This window comes from Stenotrophomonas sp. 10L48 (genome assembly GCF_056395105.1).
The window spans coordinates 25,540-38,893 of sequence record NZ_JBFTIX010000007.1 but is presented as its reverse complement, the minus strand read 5'-3'; the positions used below and the strand labels follow the sequence as shown (position 1 = coordinate 38,893).

The following is a 13,354-nucleotide window of genomic DNA, read 5'->3' as shown; positions in this document are numbered from 1 at the left end:
GTTCCCCCATGAAAGATCTGTTCGCCGCCGTCTGTCTGGTCGCGGTGCTGGAAGGCCTGTTGCTGTTCGTGGCCCCCGTGGCCTGGAAGCGCATGGCCGAACGCCTGCTGGACCTGCCCAGCCCGGCCCTGCGCAGCTTCGGTGGCCTGGTCCTGCTGGCCGGGTTGAGCCTGCTGTGGTGGGTACGGCATTAGAAGGGTAGTGCCGGACGCTGGCCGGCAACCTGGGACTGCCGGCCAGCGGCCGGCACTACCGGGGCGGGGTGGCTGACCGGCTGGTGAAGCCGTCCGTCGGAAAGGTGGCACCGGACCCCGGAAACCCGGATAATGCACAAAAGCCGGACGGGCCTCCCCGTTCGGCTTTTTCCGTGTCTGGGCCTTCCATCGCCGGCCGCTCCCCGTTTGGAGCCGCCACCCAAGCGCTGGCCAGCCCCGCTGCGGTTTACCCGTCCGCGGCCCCGATGGCCGCAACAAATAGAGGAACCCGTCATGGGTCAGTCTGTCGTAGTGCTTGGTGCCCAGTGGGGCGATGAAGGCAAGGGCAAGATCGTCGATCTGCTCACTGAGGAAATCGGCGCCGTCGTGCGCTTCCAGGGCGGCCACAATGCCGGCCACACCCTGGTCATCAACGGCAAGAAGACCGTCCTGCACCTGATCCCGTCGGGCATCCTGCGTGACGATGCGCTGTGCCTGATCGGCAACGGCGTGGTGATCTCGCCGGCCGCGCTGCAGAAGGAAATCGCCGAGCTGGAAACCTCCGGAGTGGAAGTGCGTTCGCGCCTGAAGATCTCCCCGGCCGCGCCGCTGATCATGCCGTACCACATCGCCCTGGACCAGGCGCGCGAACGCGCTGCCGGCGGCAAGGCGATCGGCACCACCGGTCGTGGCATCGGCCCGGCCTACGAAGACAAGGTGGCGCGTCGCGGCATCCGCATCGCCGACCTGCATTATCCGAAGCAGCTGGAAGAACTCCTGCGCACCGCGCTGGATTACCACAACTTCGTGCTGACCAAGTACCTGAACACCGACGCGGTCGATTTCCAGAAGACCTTCGACGAGGCGCTGGCCTTCGGCGAGTACGTGCAGCCGATGAAGTCGGACGTTGCCGGCATCCTGCATGACCTGCGCAAGCAGGGTAAGCGCGTGCTGTTCGAAGGTGCGCAGGGCGCGCTGCTGGACATCGACCACGGTACCTACCCGTACGTCACCAGCTCCAACACCACCGTCGGTGGTGCGCTGGCCGGTGCCGGCGTCGGCGCCGATGCGATCGACTACGTGCTGGGCATTGCCAAGGCCTACGCGACCCGCGTTGGCGGCGGCCCGTTCCCGACCGAGCTGGACGATGAAATCGGTCAGGGCATCCGCGACCGCGGCGCCGAATACGGTGCCTCGACCGGCCGCCCGCGTCGCTGTGGCTGGATGGACATCGTCGCGCTGAAGCGCGCCGTGGCCATCAACGGCATCAGCGGCCTGTGCATCACCAAGCTGGACGTGCTGGACGGCATGGAAAAGCTGAAGGTCTGCATCGCCTATGAATACAACGGCAAGCGTACCGAGTACGCGCCGCTGGACGCGCAGGGCTGGGAAGAGTGCACCCCGGTGTACCTGGAGTTCCCGGGCTGGACCGAAAACACCCACGGCATCACCAACTGGGACGACCTGCCGCCGGCCGCACGCGCCTACCTGCGTTCGCTGGAAGAGCTGGCCGGCTGCCCGATCAGCATCGTCTCCACCGGCCCGGACCGCGACCACACCATGGTCCTGCAGGATCCGTTCGCCTGAGCGATGCGGCGATGCCAGACGCTGCCTGGCAACGCTGCCGCACCGGTAGCGCCGGGCCATGCCCGGCGTCGCTGAAAGAAGAAGCCCCGCGAAAGCGGGGCTTTTTCGTTAGTGTGTACGCAATGCAAGCAGGGAAGCGGATCGATGACCGGCGATGTCAGCGCGAAAGGGACGCGGGTGCTGCGGATCACCCTGTGGGTGTTCTGGGGCCTGTGGGCAGTCGCCTGTGTGGTGTTGGCGGTGGGTGCCGTGGCCAACCACCTGGCGTCACGCACGCAGACCCTGCCGCTGGTGCTGAGCCCCGGTGCGAGCGCGGAGATCACGGTCTACCGCTTCATTGATGATCGCCTGCGGTTGCGGCTGCGTTACCCGCCCAACGCCGCCGACCCGGCCCTCGACTCCGACGTGCTGATGCGTGTCGACACCCCCAACGAGCATGCGGACTTCCGTGCGGGCGTGCGTTCTGGCCCAGCCGGGACGGATGTTGTGCGCAGGCTGGAAACCGTTGAAACGGCTGTTTTTACCGCCGCGTACTTCGGCTATGGCCGCGGTGATGCATTGCCCCGTGGCCGCTCCTGGCTGCGGGTGACCGTGCTGGAAGTGGAGCCGGCGCTGGCCGGCAGGCCAGCAACGATCGAAGTGCAGCCGCCGTTGGATCTTCTGAAACTGACCGACCTGGACTACCTCTGGTTGTGGCCGTTCTTCTTCTGGAAACTGGCAGCGCTGTTGCTGCTGGTTCCAGGCATCGCACTGGTGATCTTCACCATCGCGCTGCGCAGGCAGCGTCCACGCGCTGCCTAGCCGCCACGACCAGACCGTGCGGGTTGCGACTTAATCCCCTCCGTCCCCTTTTTTCAGCAATGGATAGGGATTGATCGACTCGCCCTTCCACCATTGCTTCTCCGGGCCCAGCACGTGCACTTCGAAATGCAGGTGCGGGGCTTCGGGGTTGGCGTTGCCGGTGCTGCCGACGTAGCCGATCACGTCGCCGCGCTTGATGGTCTGCTTTTCGGCCAGGCCGTCGGCGTAGCGCTGCAGGTGCGCGTAGTAGTAGCACCAGCGGCCGCTGGGTTCGAACTGATAGATGGTCAGGCCGCCACGCTCGCTGTCGAACAGCTTCTCGACATGGCCATCGGCCACCGCCAGTACCGGTGTGCCGGCAGCAGCCATGATGTCGATCGCATCGTGCACGCGGCCTTCGCTGCGTGCGTCGGTGAAGGTGTCCTGCAGTTGCGAGGGCGTGATGCCCTGTACCGGCAGCAGCAGGCCGGAGGGTGTGTCGCCCGTTGCTGCTGGGGCGGGCGCAGCGATTGCCGTTGTCGCCTGCTCCACGGGTACGGCACGGGCGCTGTCGGCTGCAGCGGAGGTCTGCGCCACTTCAAGGGGGCGGGCACCCGTGTCATCGGACGGCTCGCCATCACGCTGCAACCACCATCCGGCTGCCACGCCCATCACCAGCCCCAGTACGATCAGTTGCGCTAGTCGCATCGGCTCACTCCTGCATGACGACCGGTACCGACGTATCCACGGCTGCAGCCACGCGCAGCACATCCCAGTTGGTCATGCGCACGCAGCCGTGCGATTCGGTCTTGCCGACATGGCCGGGCACCGGCGTACCGTGCAGGCCGTAATGGGGTTTGGACAGGTCGATCCAGACCCGGCCGACCGGATTGTTCGGGCCGGGCGGAATCGTGGCCTTGCGATCGCCCTTCCTGGCATCCCAGAACAGCTTCGGGTTGTAGTGGAATGGCGGGTCCGGGTAGACGCCGAGGATCTTCCACTCACCGATCGGCAGCGGGTCGTGCTCGCTGCCCGACGATACCGGTACCTGCGCGATCACCTTGCCCTGCGCGTCCAGCAGTTGCAGGGTGGAGTCGGATTTGTCGACCACCAGTTTGGCGGCCTTGGGCAATGCAGCGGGCGCAATGTTGGGCACCTGGATCCGGCTGCCGGCCTTGCTCAGATCCACACCGGGATTGAGCGCCTTCAGCAGCTCCGGTGCGGCATGGAAGCGCTCGCCCAGCGATTCCTCCACGCTGCTGAAGCCCAGTGCCTTCAGCTTGGCCTGGTCGGCGGGCTTTTTGGGAACCGCAACGAACGGACCGGCCACGTCCTCTGCGGTCAGCGTGTAGCTGGCAAGGGGGCCGACCGAGTCGGCCTGCAGGGCCCTCCAGGTGGCGTCGTCCAGTTCGCCGCTGACCGTCAGTCCGTGCGCTGCCTGGAAGCCGGACACCGCGCGGCGTTGATTGCTGCCCACTTCGCCATCGATTTCGCCCGGAGAGAAATTGGCGCGGTCCAGAAGTACCTGAGCGTGCAGGGGCGAGTGCGCCGCCGTGTCAGGGCCGGCCTTTTCGGCGATGGGTGCTGGCAGGCCGGCGGGCGGGGGCGTCTGCGCAAAGGCGGGCGACATCAGCAGCGACAGGGCGAGCAGGGCGGGGCGGCATACGGGCATGGGCATCTCCAGGCAGATCACGCCTCCACCCTGCCCGTAGACGCTGCGCAGCCGCCGTGAAAGAAAACTGATGCCAGCATGAGCAGTGGGGCCGCGCCGCCGGGCCATCCTCCCGCGGCAGAAGCGGGAGGCCGGGTCTCACCAAGGTGAACGGCTTCCGACGCAGTAGAGCGGGAGGCGATCAAGATTCCCGGCTGGCGGGCCGATATGGGCGCATCCCCCCCGTTTTGGATTCACCCCATGAACTACTTGAGGAACGTCAGGGTCGCCTGGCGTCTTGGGCTTGGCTTTGGCCTGTTGTTGCTGCTGGTTGCCGCCGTGGTCGCTACCGGTGCCACCGCCACCATGGTGCAGAAGCGCGCGATGGAGCAGGTGGTCGAGGTCGGCGTAGCCAAGGTGCGGCTGCTGTCGGAGATGCTTGATGCCAACAACCAGATGATGGTCGTGCGACGCGAGATGCTGATCCGCCAGGGCGAAGACCGTGCCAACGACGAGCAGCGCATCGCCGCTCTGGTCAAGCGCTACGAGGCCAGTTGGACGGCCTACCAGGCCCTGCCCGGCGATGCCGAAGGCAAGGTGATCGGCGAGACCATCGCCGCCAAGCGCGCGCTCGCCCGTCCGCTCAACAAGCAGACCAGCGAACTGATGGAACAGGGCGATTTCCCCGGCGCCGTGGCGCTGACCCTGGGCCCGGTGCAGGAAGCGGCCAATGGCTGGAACAAGGCGCTGGCCGATGGCGTGGCCTATGAAGAAAAGGAAAGCCGCGAGGCCGCTGCCGAGGCGATCCGCCTGGGCGAGCGCAGCCTGCTGCAGCTGCTGGTGCTGGGTGGCGTGGCGCTGCTGGCAGGCATCGCCGCATCGGTACTGATCGGTCGCAGCATGACCGGCCCGCTGGCGCGTGCAGTGCAGCTGGCCGAGCGCCTGTCCAAGGGTGAACTGGACCAGGAATTCCGCCTGGGTGGCCGTGACGAGCTGACCCAGCTCGGCGAGGCCATGGCCAGCGTGCGCCAGAGCGTTCAGGCCGCCATCGGCGCGCAGCTGCAGATGGCCGAGCAGCATGAAGCCGGCGCGATCCGTTACCGGATGGACGCCAGTGCGTTCCCCGGCGACTTCGGCCGCATGGTGCAGGCCACCAACCACCTGGTCGAATCACACGTGCAGGTGCAGCTGCTGATGGCCGAGGTGATGCAGCGCTATGCCATCGGCGACCTCAGCCGCGATCTGCCCGAGTACCCGGGTGAGAAGGGCACGCTGACCCGTACCCTGGCGGCGGTGAAGCAGAGCCTGATGGCGATCAACGCGCAGATCGATGAACTGGCCCGTGCCGCGCGCGCTGGCGATTTCAGCGTGCGTGGCGACGCCGCGGCATTCCAGTACCAGTTCCAGGCGATGGTGAACCACCTCAACGGCATGATGGCCAGTTCGCAGGCCAGCATCGCCGATGTCTCCGACGTGCTGCGCGCCATCTCGCATGGCAACCTCACCGCGCGCATGGAGGGCGAGTACGAGGGCGTGTTCGCGCGCATGCGTGACGATGCCAATGCCACCACCACGCAGCTGACCGGAATCGTGCGTGGCATCCAGGTGGCCGCCGACAGCATCAACAACGCGGCACAGGAACTGGCGGCCGGCAACAACGATCTGTCGCGCCGTACCGAGCAACAGGCCGCGAATCTGGAAGAGGCTGCCGCCTCGATGGAAGAGCTGACCTCGACCGTGCGCCAGAACGCCGAACTGGCACGCCAGGCTGACAGCGAAGCGCATGCGGCCGGCGTTGCCGTGCGCGAGACCGAGCAGGCCATGGCGCAGATGGCCACGGTGATGGGCGAGATCGACCAGTCTTCGGCGCGCATTTCGGAAATCTCCACGGTGATCGATGGCATCGCCTTCCAGACCAACATCCTGGCGCTGAACGCTGCAGTGGAAGCGGCGCGTGCCGGCGAACAGGGACGCGGCTTTGCGGTGGTGGCCAGCGAAGTGCGTACGCTGGCACAGCGTGCCGGTGTCGCTGCCAAGGAGATCAAGGAGTTGATCGAGGACGCCGCTGCCAAGGTGCAGAGTGGTCTGGCCGTGACCGTGGAATCGGAAGCCGCCATTGCCCGCGTGGCCCAGGCGAGCTCGCGTACCACCCAGCTGATGAGCGACATCGCCGCCGCCAGCAAGGAACAGGCGGCCGGCATCGAGCAGGTCAACCAGGTGGTGGTGCAGATGGACCAGGTGACCCAGCAGAACGCTGCGCTGGTGGAAGAGGCGACCGCTGCCAGCCGCGCGCTGGAAGAGCAGGCGCATGCGCTGACCACGTCGGTGTCGGTGTTCCAGCTGGAGCAGGGGGCACGCATGCCCAGCCTGCCTGCACGCGCGGCGTAAGCCAGCGACAGCGCGATGTTGGGTGGCGCCCTGCATGCGATGACCCGCATGCAGGGCGTCGATGCACGCAACGGTTGAGTTCCGCTAGCGCCCGCGTGCCGAGCGTTCGATCAACCAACCGGCCGCGTACAGCAACAGCAGGGTTGGCGGAACCAGCACCGCATACGCGGTCGACCAGGGCTTGCCGTACAACAGGCTGCCTGCGCCGATGGCATCAAGCGCGGCAGACTGCAGGGTGATGGGGAGTGCCATCAGGATGTAGGTACCCTTCGGGTCGGCGTCTGTCTGCGCGCCGTGGACCAGCCACGCGGTCAACAGCAGGTAGACCACGCACAGCGCAAGGCCTGTCCAGCTCAGAAGTCGTCGCATCTTCATCTGCAGGCCTCCTGTCAACGGACGTCGAAGCGGGCCTGCAGGGGCAGGCTTACATTCCGCAACAGATCCCTGACCACCACCTGCGCGGTCCACGTGCCCTTCGGGTCACCTGCCTCGGCGACGAACTTCAGCTGCACACTGGTCATGTACAGCAGGGTTGGCGGGCCGGGCAGGGCGGCAGTGAAGCAGGGAACATCGCGTTCGTCGACACTGGTACTGCCGTCCGGGCGAAGCATGCGCAGATCGCAGTGCACCTTGGGTACGCGGTTCTCATCCAGTTGCGGGTTGGACAGGAATGTCAGCAGGAACAATTCTCCGCCCAGGTGGACTTCGCTGGCCTCGGTAAAGCTGGGAGTGCTCTCCGGTGGAGTTTCCCACTTGCCCCGCCAGTCGGCGTCGGAGGTGACCAGCAGGGATGCCGCAAAGCCATCGCTGGATTTCATGGCATCGGTCTGCGGCACCGCCTTGCCGTCGCCATTTATCCAGCCATCGCTGGCAAAGGTGGTCAGTGGCAGCATCAGGGCCATCATGGCCAGTGCGTAGGTCCCTCGCATCAACGCTCTCCTTGGTAGCCGCATCCTGCGGCGGAGCCGGCAGTATCGCGCAACCTTGGCCGGCACAGCAGAGGGAGAGCCAGGAAGAGGTTCCTTCGCCTGCCGATCCGGGCGATGCTTGCCAGCAAAGGAGCTGGCATGGGAACGGGACGTGAGGAAAAAACAGGGCTGTGATGCCGCGTCGGCCGCGCCGCTGCACGTACTGATGCTGCCGGGCTTGGATGGCACCGGCAGCATGTCGACCCCGTTGCTGTCCGCACTGCAGGCTCATGGGCTGACGACGCAGGCGATCGCGCTGCCTGCGCAGGGCGGGCAGGATTACGCCACGCTTGCCAGATGGCTGTGGCCGCAGCTGCCCCGCCACCCCTTCATCCTGCTTGCCGAGTCCTTCTCGGGGCCGTTGGCAGTCGAGCTGGCCGCGCGCCAGCCCGCAGCGCTGCGCGGACTGGTGCTGGCCGCGACCTTTGCGCGCCGGCCCGTGCCATTGCCGGCAGCCGGCGCGGCACTGCTGTCACCGGCCTGGCCGGTGCCTCCCGTGGCGATGCTGGCGCGCCTGCTGCTGGGGCGGTGGCGCACCGGCGAGCACATGTCGATGCTGCGCGCTGCGTTGGCTCAGGTTCCAGCGACCACGTTGCGGCAGCGCGCCGCAGCGACCCTGCGGGTGGACGTACGCGCATTGCTGCCGCAGATCGGGGTGCCGGCGCTGTGCCTGCAGGCGGGTCATGACCGGCTGCTGTGGCCACCGAGCGTAGCCGAGCTGCAGACCCTGCTGCCGGACGCGCGGCACGTGGCCCTGGACGGGCCGCATCTGCTGCTGCAGGCCTGTGCCGAACCGGCCGCCGCGGTGGTGGCCGGTTGGGTGAGGGCGCTGCCCGCTACCGGCTAACTGCCGGCGCGGGTGCGTGCGGCCTTCTTCGCCGCGGTCTTGCGTACCGCCTTTTTTGCTGCACGGGTCTTCGCGGCCTTCTTCGCTGCGGTGCTGCGTGAGGCGCTCTTCTGCGTTGCCTTCCCGGCGGCTGCCTTCTTTGCAGGGACCTTCGCAGGGGCCTTCTTCACCGCCTTCTTTGCAGCAGTCTTCCTGGTGACGGCCTTCTTCGCAGGCGTCTTCTTCGCAGCGGTCTTCTTCGCCACCTTCTTTGCAGTCGCCTTGCTTGCGGAAGCCTTCTTCGCCGTTGTCTTTCTGGCCACCTTCTTCGTTGCCTGGCGCGCGCTGCCGCTGCGCTTTCCACCACCATCCTGCTTGTTCACGGTGGCCCAGGCGATGCGCTCGGCGGTGCCTTCACTGGCACCGCGTTCGCGCTCACTCTCTTCGATATGCTCGGCCTGGCGCTTCTGCTTGTCGGTATAGGCGGATTTGTCACCACGGGGCATGGGGATTCTCCTGTCGGATGGTCAGGCCAGCAGGCGCAGCTTCGGCTCGCGTGCCCACTGGCGGGTGGCGGCAGCGGCGAGGAAGGCCTTGCTGTCTTCGGCCTCCACGGTGCCGGCATCGTTGCCGACGCGCGCTGCCTTCAACAGGGCCTGTGCGCCTTCGTCACTGGCGATGGCTTTCAGGTGCGCCCAGGCATCGCTGACAAAGCCCACGGCTGCCGCTTCCTTGGCCAAGGCCTTGCCGGCGTCGGCACTCAGCACGACCGCCACTGCGTCGAACACCACCGACGGGGTACCGGCCAGCTGTCCATCGGCGGCCTGCGTTTTGCCGTCGCTGAGCGTGGCACCGCCAATTTTCGGCGCGACCAGCTTGACGCTGGCGCCGGCCTTTTCGGCGGACTTGCGCAGATTGGCGATCACCCGTGCATCGGAGCCCTCGTCGAACAGGATGCCGATGCAGCGCCCCTGCAGCAGGGGCTTGTTGCGGCCGATCACGCGGACCTCGGGTGCGGCGGGCAGGTCCTGTGCAGGGGTTGCCGTCGGTGCCGGGGCGGGCAGCGTGCCCAGTGCCAGCCCGTCGGCCACGCGCTTGGCCAGGCCTTCGTCGATGTTGCGCAGATGGCTGACGGTGCGCACGCGCACCTTCTCCGTTTCCACCTTCGACAGCTCGAACACCAGCGCCGAGGCCAGGTGCGCCTGTTCCGGTTTTTCCAGGCTGCGGAAGAACATCCGCGCCTGGCTGTAGTGGTCGGCAAAGCTCTCCGCGCGGGTGCGGCCCTTGCGCCCATCATCGGCGCTGGCGTGGCTGCGGAAACCGGCGGGCGTCTCGCGCGGGCTGTCTTCCTGCAGCGAACTGGGGTCGTAGGCCACGCGCCCCTTCGGCACCTGCATCTGCATGTGGCCATCGCGCTGATGGTTGGCGAACGGGCACTTCGGTGCGTTGATCGGAATCTGGTTGAAGTTCGGTCCGCCCAGGCGGATCAGCTGGGTATCCAGATAGGAGAACAGCCGCCCCTGCAGCAGCGGGTCATTGCTGAAATCGATGCCCGGCGGCACGTTGGCCGGGCAGAAGGCGACCTGCTCGGTCTCGGCGAAGAAATTGTCCGGCCAGCGGTCCAGCACCATGCGTCCGATCACCTGCAGCGGCACCAGCGACTCGGGGATGATCTTGGTCGGGTCCAGGTGGTCGAACGGGAAGCCATCGGCCTGTTCTTCGGTGAACAGCTGCACGGCCAGCTCCCACTCGGGGAAGTCGCCGCGCTGGATCGCCTCGAACAGGTCGCGGCGGTGGAAATCGTTGTCGGCGGCCTGCAGCTTCAGCGCCTCGTCCCAGACGGTGGACTGCAGCCCGAGCTTCGGCCGCCAGTGGAACTTGACGAAGGTGGAGTTCCCTTCCTCATCCAGCAGGCGGAAGCTGTGGATGCCGAAGCCTTCGATGGTGCGCAGCGAGCGCGGAATCGTGCGGTCGCTCATCGCCCACATGATCATGTGCATCGATTCGGGCATCAGCGAGACGAAATCCCAGAACGTGTCGTGTGCGCTGGCTGCCTGCGGGAAGGCGCGGTCCGGTTCCATCTTCACCGCATGGATCAGGTCGGGGAACTTGATCGCGTCCTGGATGAAGAACACCGGAATGTTGTTGCCGACCAGGTCCCAGTTGCCTTCCCTGGTGTAGAACTTCACCGCGAAGCCGCGCACGTCGCGCGGGGTGTCGACCGAGCCGGCGCCGCCGGCAACCGTGGAGAAGCGGGTGAACACCGGCGTCTTCACCCCGACCTCGGTGAGGATCTTCGCCCGGGTCACCTTGCCCAGCGAGCGGGTCAGTTCGAAGAAGCCGTGGGCGGCCGAACCGCGTGCATGGACGATGCGCTCGGGAATACGCTCGTGGTCGAAGTGGGTGATCTTCTCGCGCAGCAGGAAGTCTTCCAGCAGGGTGGGTCCACGCGGTCCCTGGCGCAGGGAGTTCTGGTTGTCTGCAACCGGAATGCCCTGGTTGCTGGTCAGTACCGGATGGGCGCCTCCTGCGAGCGGATGCAGTTCATCGCCCTGGCCGCGGCTGTCAGGGTCGGCGGAGGTGGTGGCGGGAGCGCGCTTGCCGGTCGGCTTGCTGGCGGCCATGGAGGATCTCCTGGAGCGGGTAGGGGGGCAGACTCCAGACAGTGGCGCCGCCGGCGTTAATGCACGGTCCCGTGGGAGTGAACGCGCAGACAAATCGGCGGCTCGGGTATGCTTGCCGCATGCGAGTCGAACCCGCCGACATCGAAGCCCTGTTCGACGCCATTCCGGACGTGCTGTTCTTCATGAAGGATCGCCAGGGCCGCTACACCTACGTCAACCAGACCATGCTGCGACGGCTGGGCCTGCGTGCGCGCAAGGACGTGATCGGACGCACCGCGGCCGAGATCTACCCCACCGGCCTGAGTGCGGACTATGTCGACCAGGACGCACGCGTGCTGTCCGGCGAGGTGATCGAGAACCTGATGGAGCTGCACCTGTTCGCCAACCGCGAACCGGGCTGGTGCCTGACCTGCAAACGCCCGCTGCTGGTGGACGGGCAGGTCGAGGGGCTGATCGGCATTTCCCGCGACCTCGGCCAGAAGGACAGCCTGGGGACCCAGTACGAGCAGCTCCGTCTGGCCTTGGCCCACCTCAATACGCACTACGCCGAGAACGTGCGGATGCAGACGCTGCTGGACATCACCGGGTTCTCGTTGTCCAAGCTGGAGCGCAGCTTCCGCAAGGTGTTCCAGATGACGCCGCAGCAGGTGCTGACCCGGCTGCGGATCCAGATGGCCATGCACCTGCTGCATGGCAACGAGAGCATTGCCTGCATCGGCCAGGCCTGCGGTTTCAGCGACCAGAGCGCGTTCACCCGCAAGTTCAAGGCTGAAACCGGTTTCTCCCCGCGCGCCTACCGCGCCCGTATCGGCGGCAATGTCGGCGAGCCGGTACCGGCCTGAGTTTCCTGCTGCGCTGTGCCTATCCCCGCGGCGGCTGGACACGGTAAGGTGTCGCCCTTGTAGCCGCCGCCAGCCCTGCCGATGCCCGCCACCCCCGATACGACCGCTTCGCCCTCCCGCCTCGGCCATTCGCTCAAGCCACGCCAGCTGATCATGATGGGGCTGGGCAGCGCCATCGGCGCCGGCCTGTTCCTCGGCTCCGGCGTGGGCGTGCAGGCGGCCGGCCCGGCGGTGCTGGTGTCCTACCTGGTGGCCGGTGCGCTGGTGATCATCGTGATGAACGCGCTGGGCGAAATGGCCGCGGCCAAGCCGACCAGCGGTGCGTTCTCGGTGTATGCGGCCGATGCCATGGGCGCCACCGCCGGTGCCACCGTGGGCTGGCTGTGGTGGGTGCAGCTGGTCATCGTGATCGCCGCCGAGGCAGTGGGTGCGGCCGGATTGCTGGCCACGGTCTGGCCGGTGGTGCCGGTACCGATGGCGGCATTGGCCTTCATGCTGTTCTTCACCGCGATCAACCTGCTCGGGGTGAAGAACTTCGGCGAGTTCGAATTCTGGTTCGCCATCCTCAAGGTGGCGGCGATCCTGGCCTTCATCGCCGTGGGCGTGGCGCTGCTGATGGGCTGGCTGCCGCAGGTGGCCTCGCCGGGCCTGAGCAACTTCACCGAGCATGGTGGCTTCGCACCGAAGGGCCTGGCCGGCATCGGCGCGGCGCTGTTGGTGGTGGTGTTCGCCTTCGGTGGCACCGAAATCGTGGCCGTCGCTGCGGCGGAGACCGAAGACCCCGAGCGCAGCATCGCCCGTGCCATCCGCACCGTGGCCTGGCGCATCCTGGTGTTCTACATCGGTTCGCTGAGCGTGATCATCGCCGTGGTGCCGTGGACCAGCGAAGCGCTGAAGTCGCCGTTCGCCGCGGTTCTCGATGTCGCCAATATCCCGGGCGCGGCCACCGCCATCACCCTGATCGCGGTGATCGCCCTGCTGTCAGCGCTCAATGCCAACCTCTACGGCGCCTCGCGCATGATGTATTCGCTGGCGCAACGCCGCGAAGCACCGGCCGTGCTGGGCTGGACCGATCCGCGCCAGGTGCCGGTGATCGCGGTGCTGGCCAGCGTCCTGTTCGGCTTTGCTGCCACCATCATGGAACTGCTGTTCCCGGACAAGGTGTTGCCGGTGCTGCTGAACATCGTCGGTTCCACCTGCCTGCTGGTGTGGACGTTGTCGCTGGTCTCGCAGCTGGTGCTGCGCCGTCGCGCCGACCGTCTGGGCACGCGCCTGCCGTTCCGCATGGCAGGCTTCCCGTGGCTGACCGTCTGTGCGCTGGCGATCCTGGCGCTGATCTTCGGCCTGCTGCTGAGTGAAGCGCATACGCGCCTGCAGTTCCTGTCGATGGTGGCGCTGACGGCGACCATCGCGGCCAGCAGCGCCATCGCCCGGCGCATGCGCGAGGCGTGATGGGGCCGCCGGGCATGGCCCGGCGCTACCGATACGCCGCGC

Annotated in this window: 13 protein-coding genes; 7 read left to right on the top strand and 6 right to left on the bottom strand. The window is 66.8% G+C overall.

The features are described 5' to 3' along the window. Window positions 1-8: 8 nt before the first annotated feature. From AC1DCU_RS13240 to AC1DCU_RS13230, 3 genes are all read left to right on the top strand, one after another. Window positions 9-194, top strand: coding sequence for a DUF2065 domain-containing protein (locus AC1DCU_RS13240; protein WP_025877042.1), 186 nt, complete (start codon window positions 9-11; stop codon window positions 192-194). A gap of 294 nt (window positions 195-488) precedes the next feature. Then, a complete protein-coding gene (locus AC1DCU_RS13235; protein WP_025877044.1) occupies window positions 489-1,781 on the top strand; it encodes an adenylosuccinate synthase in 1,293 nt (430 codons plus the stop codon). Between the two features lie 144 nt (window positions 1,782-1,925). Then, window positions 1,926-2,582 (top strand): hypothetical protein, encoded by a 657-nt coding sequence (locus AC1DCU_RS13230; RefSeq protein WP_442251902.1) that lies wholly within the window; start codon window positions 1,926-1,928, stop codon window positions 2,580-2,582. Between the two features lie 30 nt (window positions 2,583-2,612). On the opposite strand, the gene AC1DCU_RS13225 is transcribed toward AC1DCU_RS13230, so the two are convergent. Both AC1DCU_RS13225 and AC1DCU_RS13220 read right to left on the bottom strand, forming a co-directional pair. Then, window positions 2,613-3,269, bottom strand: coding sequence for a M23 family metallopeptidase (locus AC1DCU_RS13225; RefSeq protein ID WP_442251903.1), 657 nt, complete (start codon window positions 3,267-3,269; stop codon window positions 2,613-2,615). 4 nt (window positions 3,270-3,273) lie between these two features. Then, a complete protein-coding gene (locus AC1DCU_RS13220) occupies window positions 3,274-4,239 on the bottom strand; it encodes a L,D-transpeptidase family protein (RefSeq protein ID WP_154264176.1) in 966 nt (321 codons plus the stop codon). Window positions 4,240-4,473: 234 nt separating this feature from the next. Here AC1DCU_RS13220 and AC1DCU_RS13215 point away from each other — a divergent pair, with 234 nt between their 5' ends. Continuing rightward, window positions 4,474-6,600, top strand: coding sequence for a methyl-accepting chemotaxis protein (locus AC1DCU_RS13215; protein ID WP_025877051.1), 2,127 nt, complete (start codon window positions 4,474-4,476; stop codon window positions 6,598-6,600). An 84-nt stretch (window positions 6,601-6,684) separates the two neighbouring features. Here the strand turns inward: AC1DCU_RS13215 and AC1DCU_RS13210 are convergent, their stop codons facing one another. Further along, window positions 6,685-6,975, bottom strand: coding sequence for a hypothetical protein (locus AC1DCU_RS13210; protein ID WP_032951973.1), 291 nt, complete (start codon window positions 6,973-6,975; stop codon window positions 6,685-6,687). Between the two features lie 14 nt (window positions 6,976-6,989). After that, window positions 6,990-7,529, bottom strand: a complete 540-nt coding sequence (locus AC1DCU_RS13205) for a hypothetical protein (protein WP_105164494.1) — start codon at window positions 7,527-7,529, stop codon at window positions 6,990-6,992. Window positions 7,530-7,680: 151 nt separating this feature from the next. Between AC1DCU_RS13205 and AC1DCU_RS13200 the strand changes: the two genes are divergently transcribed. After that, window positions 7,681-8,415, top strand: coding sequence for an alpha/beta fold hydrolase (locus AC1DCU_RS13200; protein ID WP_442251904.1), 735 nt, complete (start codon window positions 7,681-7,683; stop codon window positions 8,413-8,415). On the opposite strand, the gene AC1DCU_RS13195 is transcribed toward AC1DCU_RS13200, so the two are convergent. Together AC1DCU_RS13195 and AC1DCU_RS13190 are read right to left on the bottom strand one after the other, a co-directional pair. Then, a complete protein-coding gene (locus AC1DCU_RS13195; protein WP_442251905.1) occupies window positions 8,412-8,900 on the bottom strand; it encodes a hypothetical protein in 489 nt (162 codons plus the stop codon). The two genes, AC1DCU_RS13200 and AC1DCU_RS13195, sit on opposite strands and share 4 nt — an antisense overlap. 21 nt (window positions 8,901-8,921) lie before the next feature. Beyond that, on the bottom strand, window positions 8,922-11,018 hold the full coding sequence (locus AC1DCU_RS13190; protein ID WP_442251906.1) for a catalase: 2,097 nt from the start codon (window positions 11,016-11,018) through the stop codon (window positions 8,922-8,924). Window positions 11,019-11,137: 119 nt separating this feature from the next. On the opposite strand from AC1DCU_RS13190, the gene AC1DCU_RS13185 reads away from it, so the two are divergent. After that, entirely contained in the window at window positions 11,138-11,860 is a 723-nt protein-coding gene (locus AC1DCU_RS13185; RefSeq protein ID WP_025877061.1) for an AraC family transcriptional regulator, read from the top strand. Between the two features lie 81 nt (window positions 11,861-11,941). After that, on the top strand, window positions 11,942-13,312 hold the full coding sequence (locus tag AC1DCU_RS13180) for an amino acid permease (RefSeq protein WP_032951979.1): 1,371 nt from the start codon (window positions 11,942-11,944) through the stop codon (window positions 13,310-13,312). Window positions 13,313-13,354 lie beyond the last annotated feature (42 nt).

What these genes read in the sequence shown, in the direction of transcription:
- AC1DCU_RS13240 (WP_025877042.1), top strand. Translation starts at nt 9, where the DNA reads ATGAAAGATCTGTTCGCCGCCGTCTGTCTGGTCGCGGTGCTGGAAGGC.
- AC1DCU_RS13235 (WP_025877044.1), top strand. Translation starts at nt 489, where the DNA reads ATGGGTCAGTCTGTCGTAGTGCTTGGTGCCCAGTGGGGCGATGAAGGC.
- AC1DCU_RS13230 (WP_442251902.1), top strand. Translation starts at nt 1,926, where the DNA reads ATGACCGGCGATGTCAGCGCGAAAGGGACGCGGGTGCTGCGGATCACC.
- AC1DCU_RS13225 (WP_442251903.1), bottom strand. Translation starts at nt 3,269, where the DNA reads ATGCGACTAGCGCAACTGATCGTACTGGGGCTGGTGATGGGCGTGGCA.
- AC1DCU_RS13220 (WP_154264176.1), bottom strand. Translation starts at nt 4,239, where the DNA reads ATGCCCATGCCCGTATGCCGCCCCGCCCTGCTCGCCCTGTCGCTGCTG.
- AC1DCU_RS13215 (WP_025877051.1), top strand. Translation starts at nt 4,474, where the DNA reads ATGAACTACTTGAGGAACGTCAGGGTCGCCTGGCGTCTTGGGCTTGGC.
- AC1DCU_RS13210 (WP_032951973.1), bottom strand. Translation starts at nt 6,975, where the DNA reads ATGAAGATGCGACGACTTCTGAGCTGGACAGGCCTTGCGCTGTGCGTG.
- AC1DCU_RS13205 (WP_105164494.1), bottom strand. Translation starts at nt 7,529, where the DNA reads ATGCGAGGGACCTACGCACTGGCCATGATGGCCCTGATGCTGCCACTG.
- AC1DCU_RS13195 (WP_442251905.1), bottom strand. Translation starts at nt 8,900, where the DNA reads ATGCCCCGTGGTGACAAATCCGCCTATACCGACAAGCAGAAGCGCCAG.
- AC1DCU_RS13190 (WP_442251906.1), bottom strand. Translation starts at nt 11,018, where the DNA reads ATGGCCGCCAGCAAGCCGACCGGCAAGCGCGCTCCCGCCACCACCTCC.
- AC1DCU_RS13185 (WP_025877061.1), top strand. Translation starts at nt 11,138, where the DNA reads ATGCGAGTCGAACCCGCCGACATCGAAGCCCTGTTCGACGCCATTCCG.
- AC1DCU_RS13180 (WP_032951979.1), top strand. Translation starts at nt 11,942, where the DNA reads ATGCCCGCCACCCCCGATACGACCGCTTCGCCCTCCCGCCTCGGCCAT.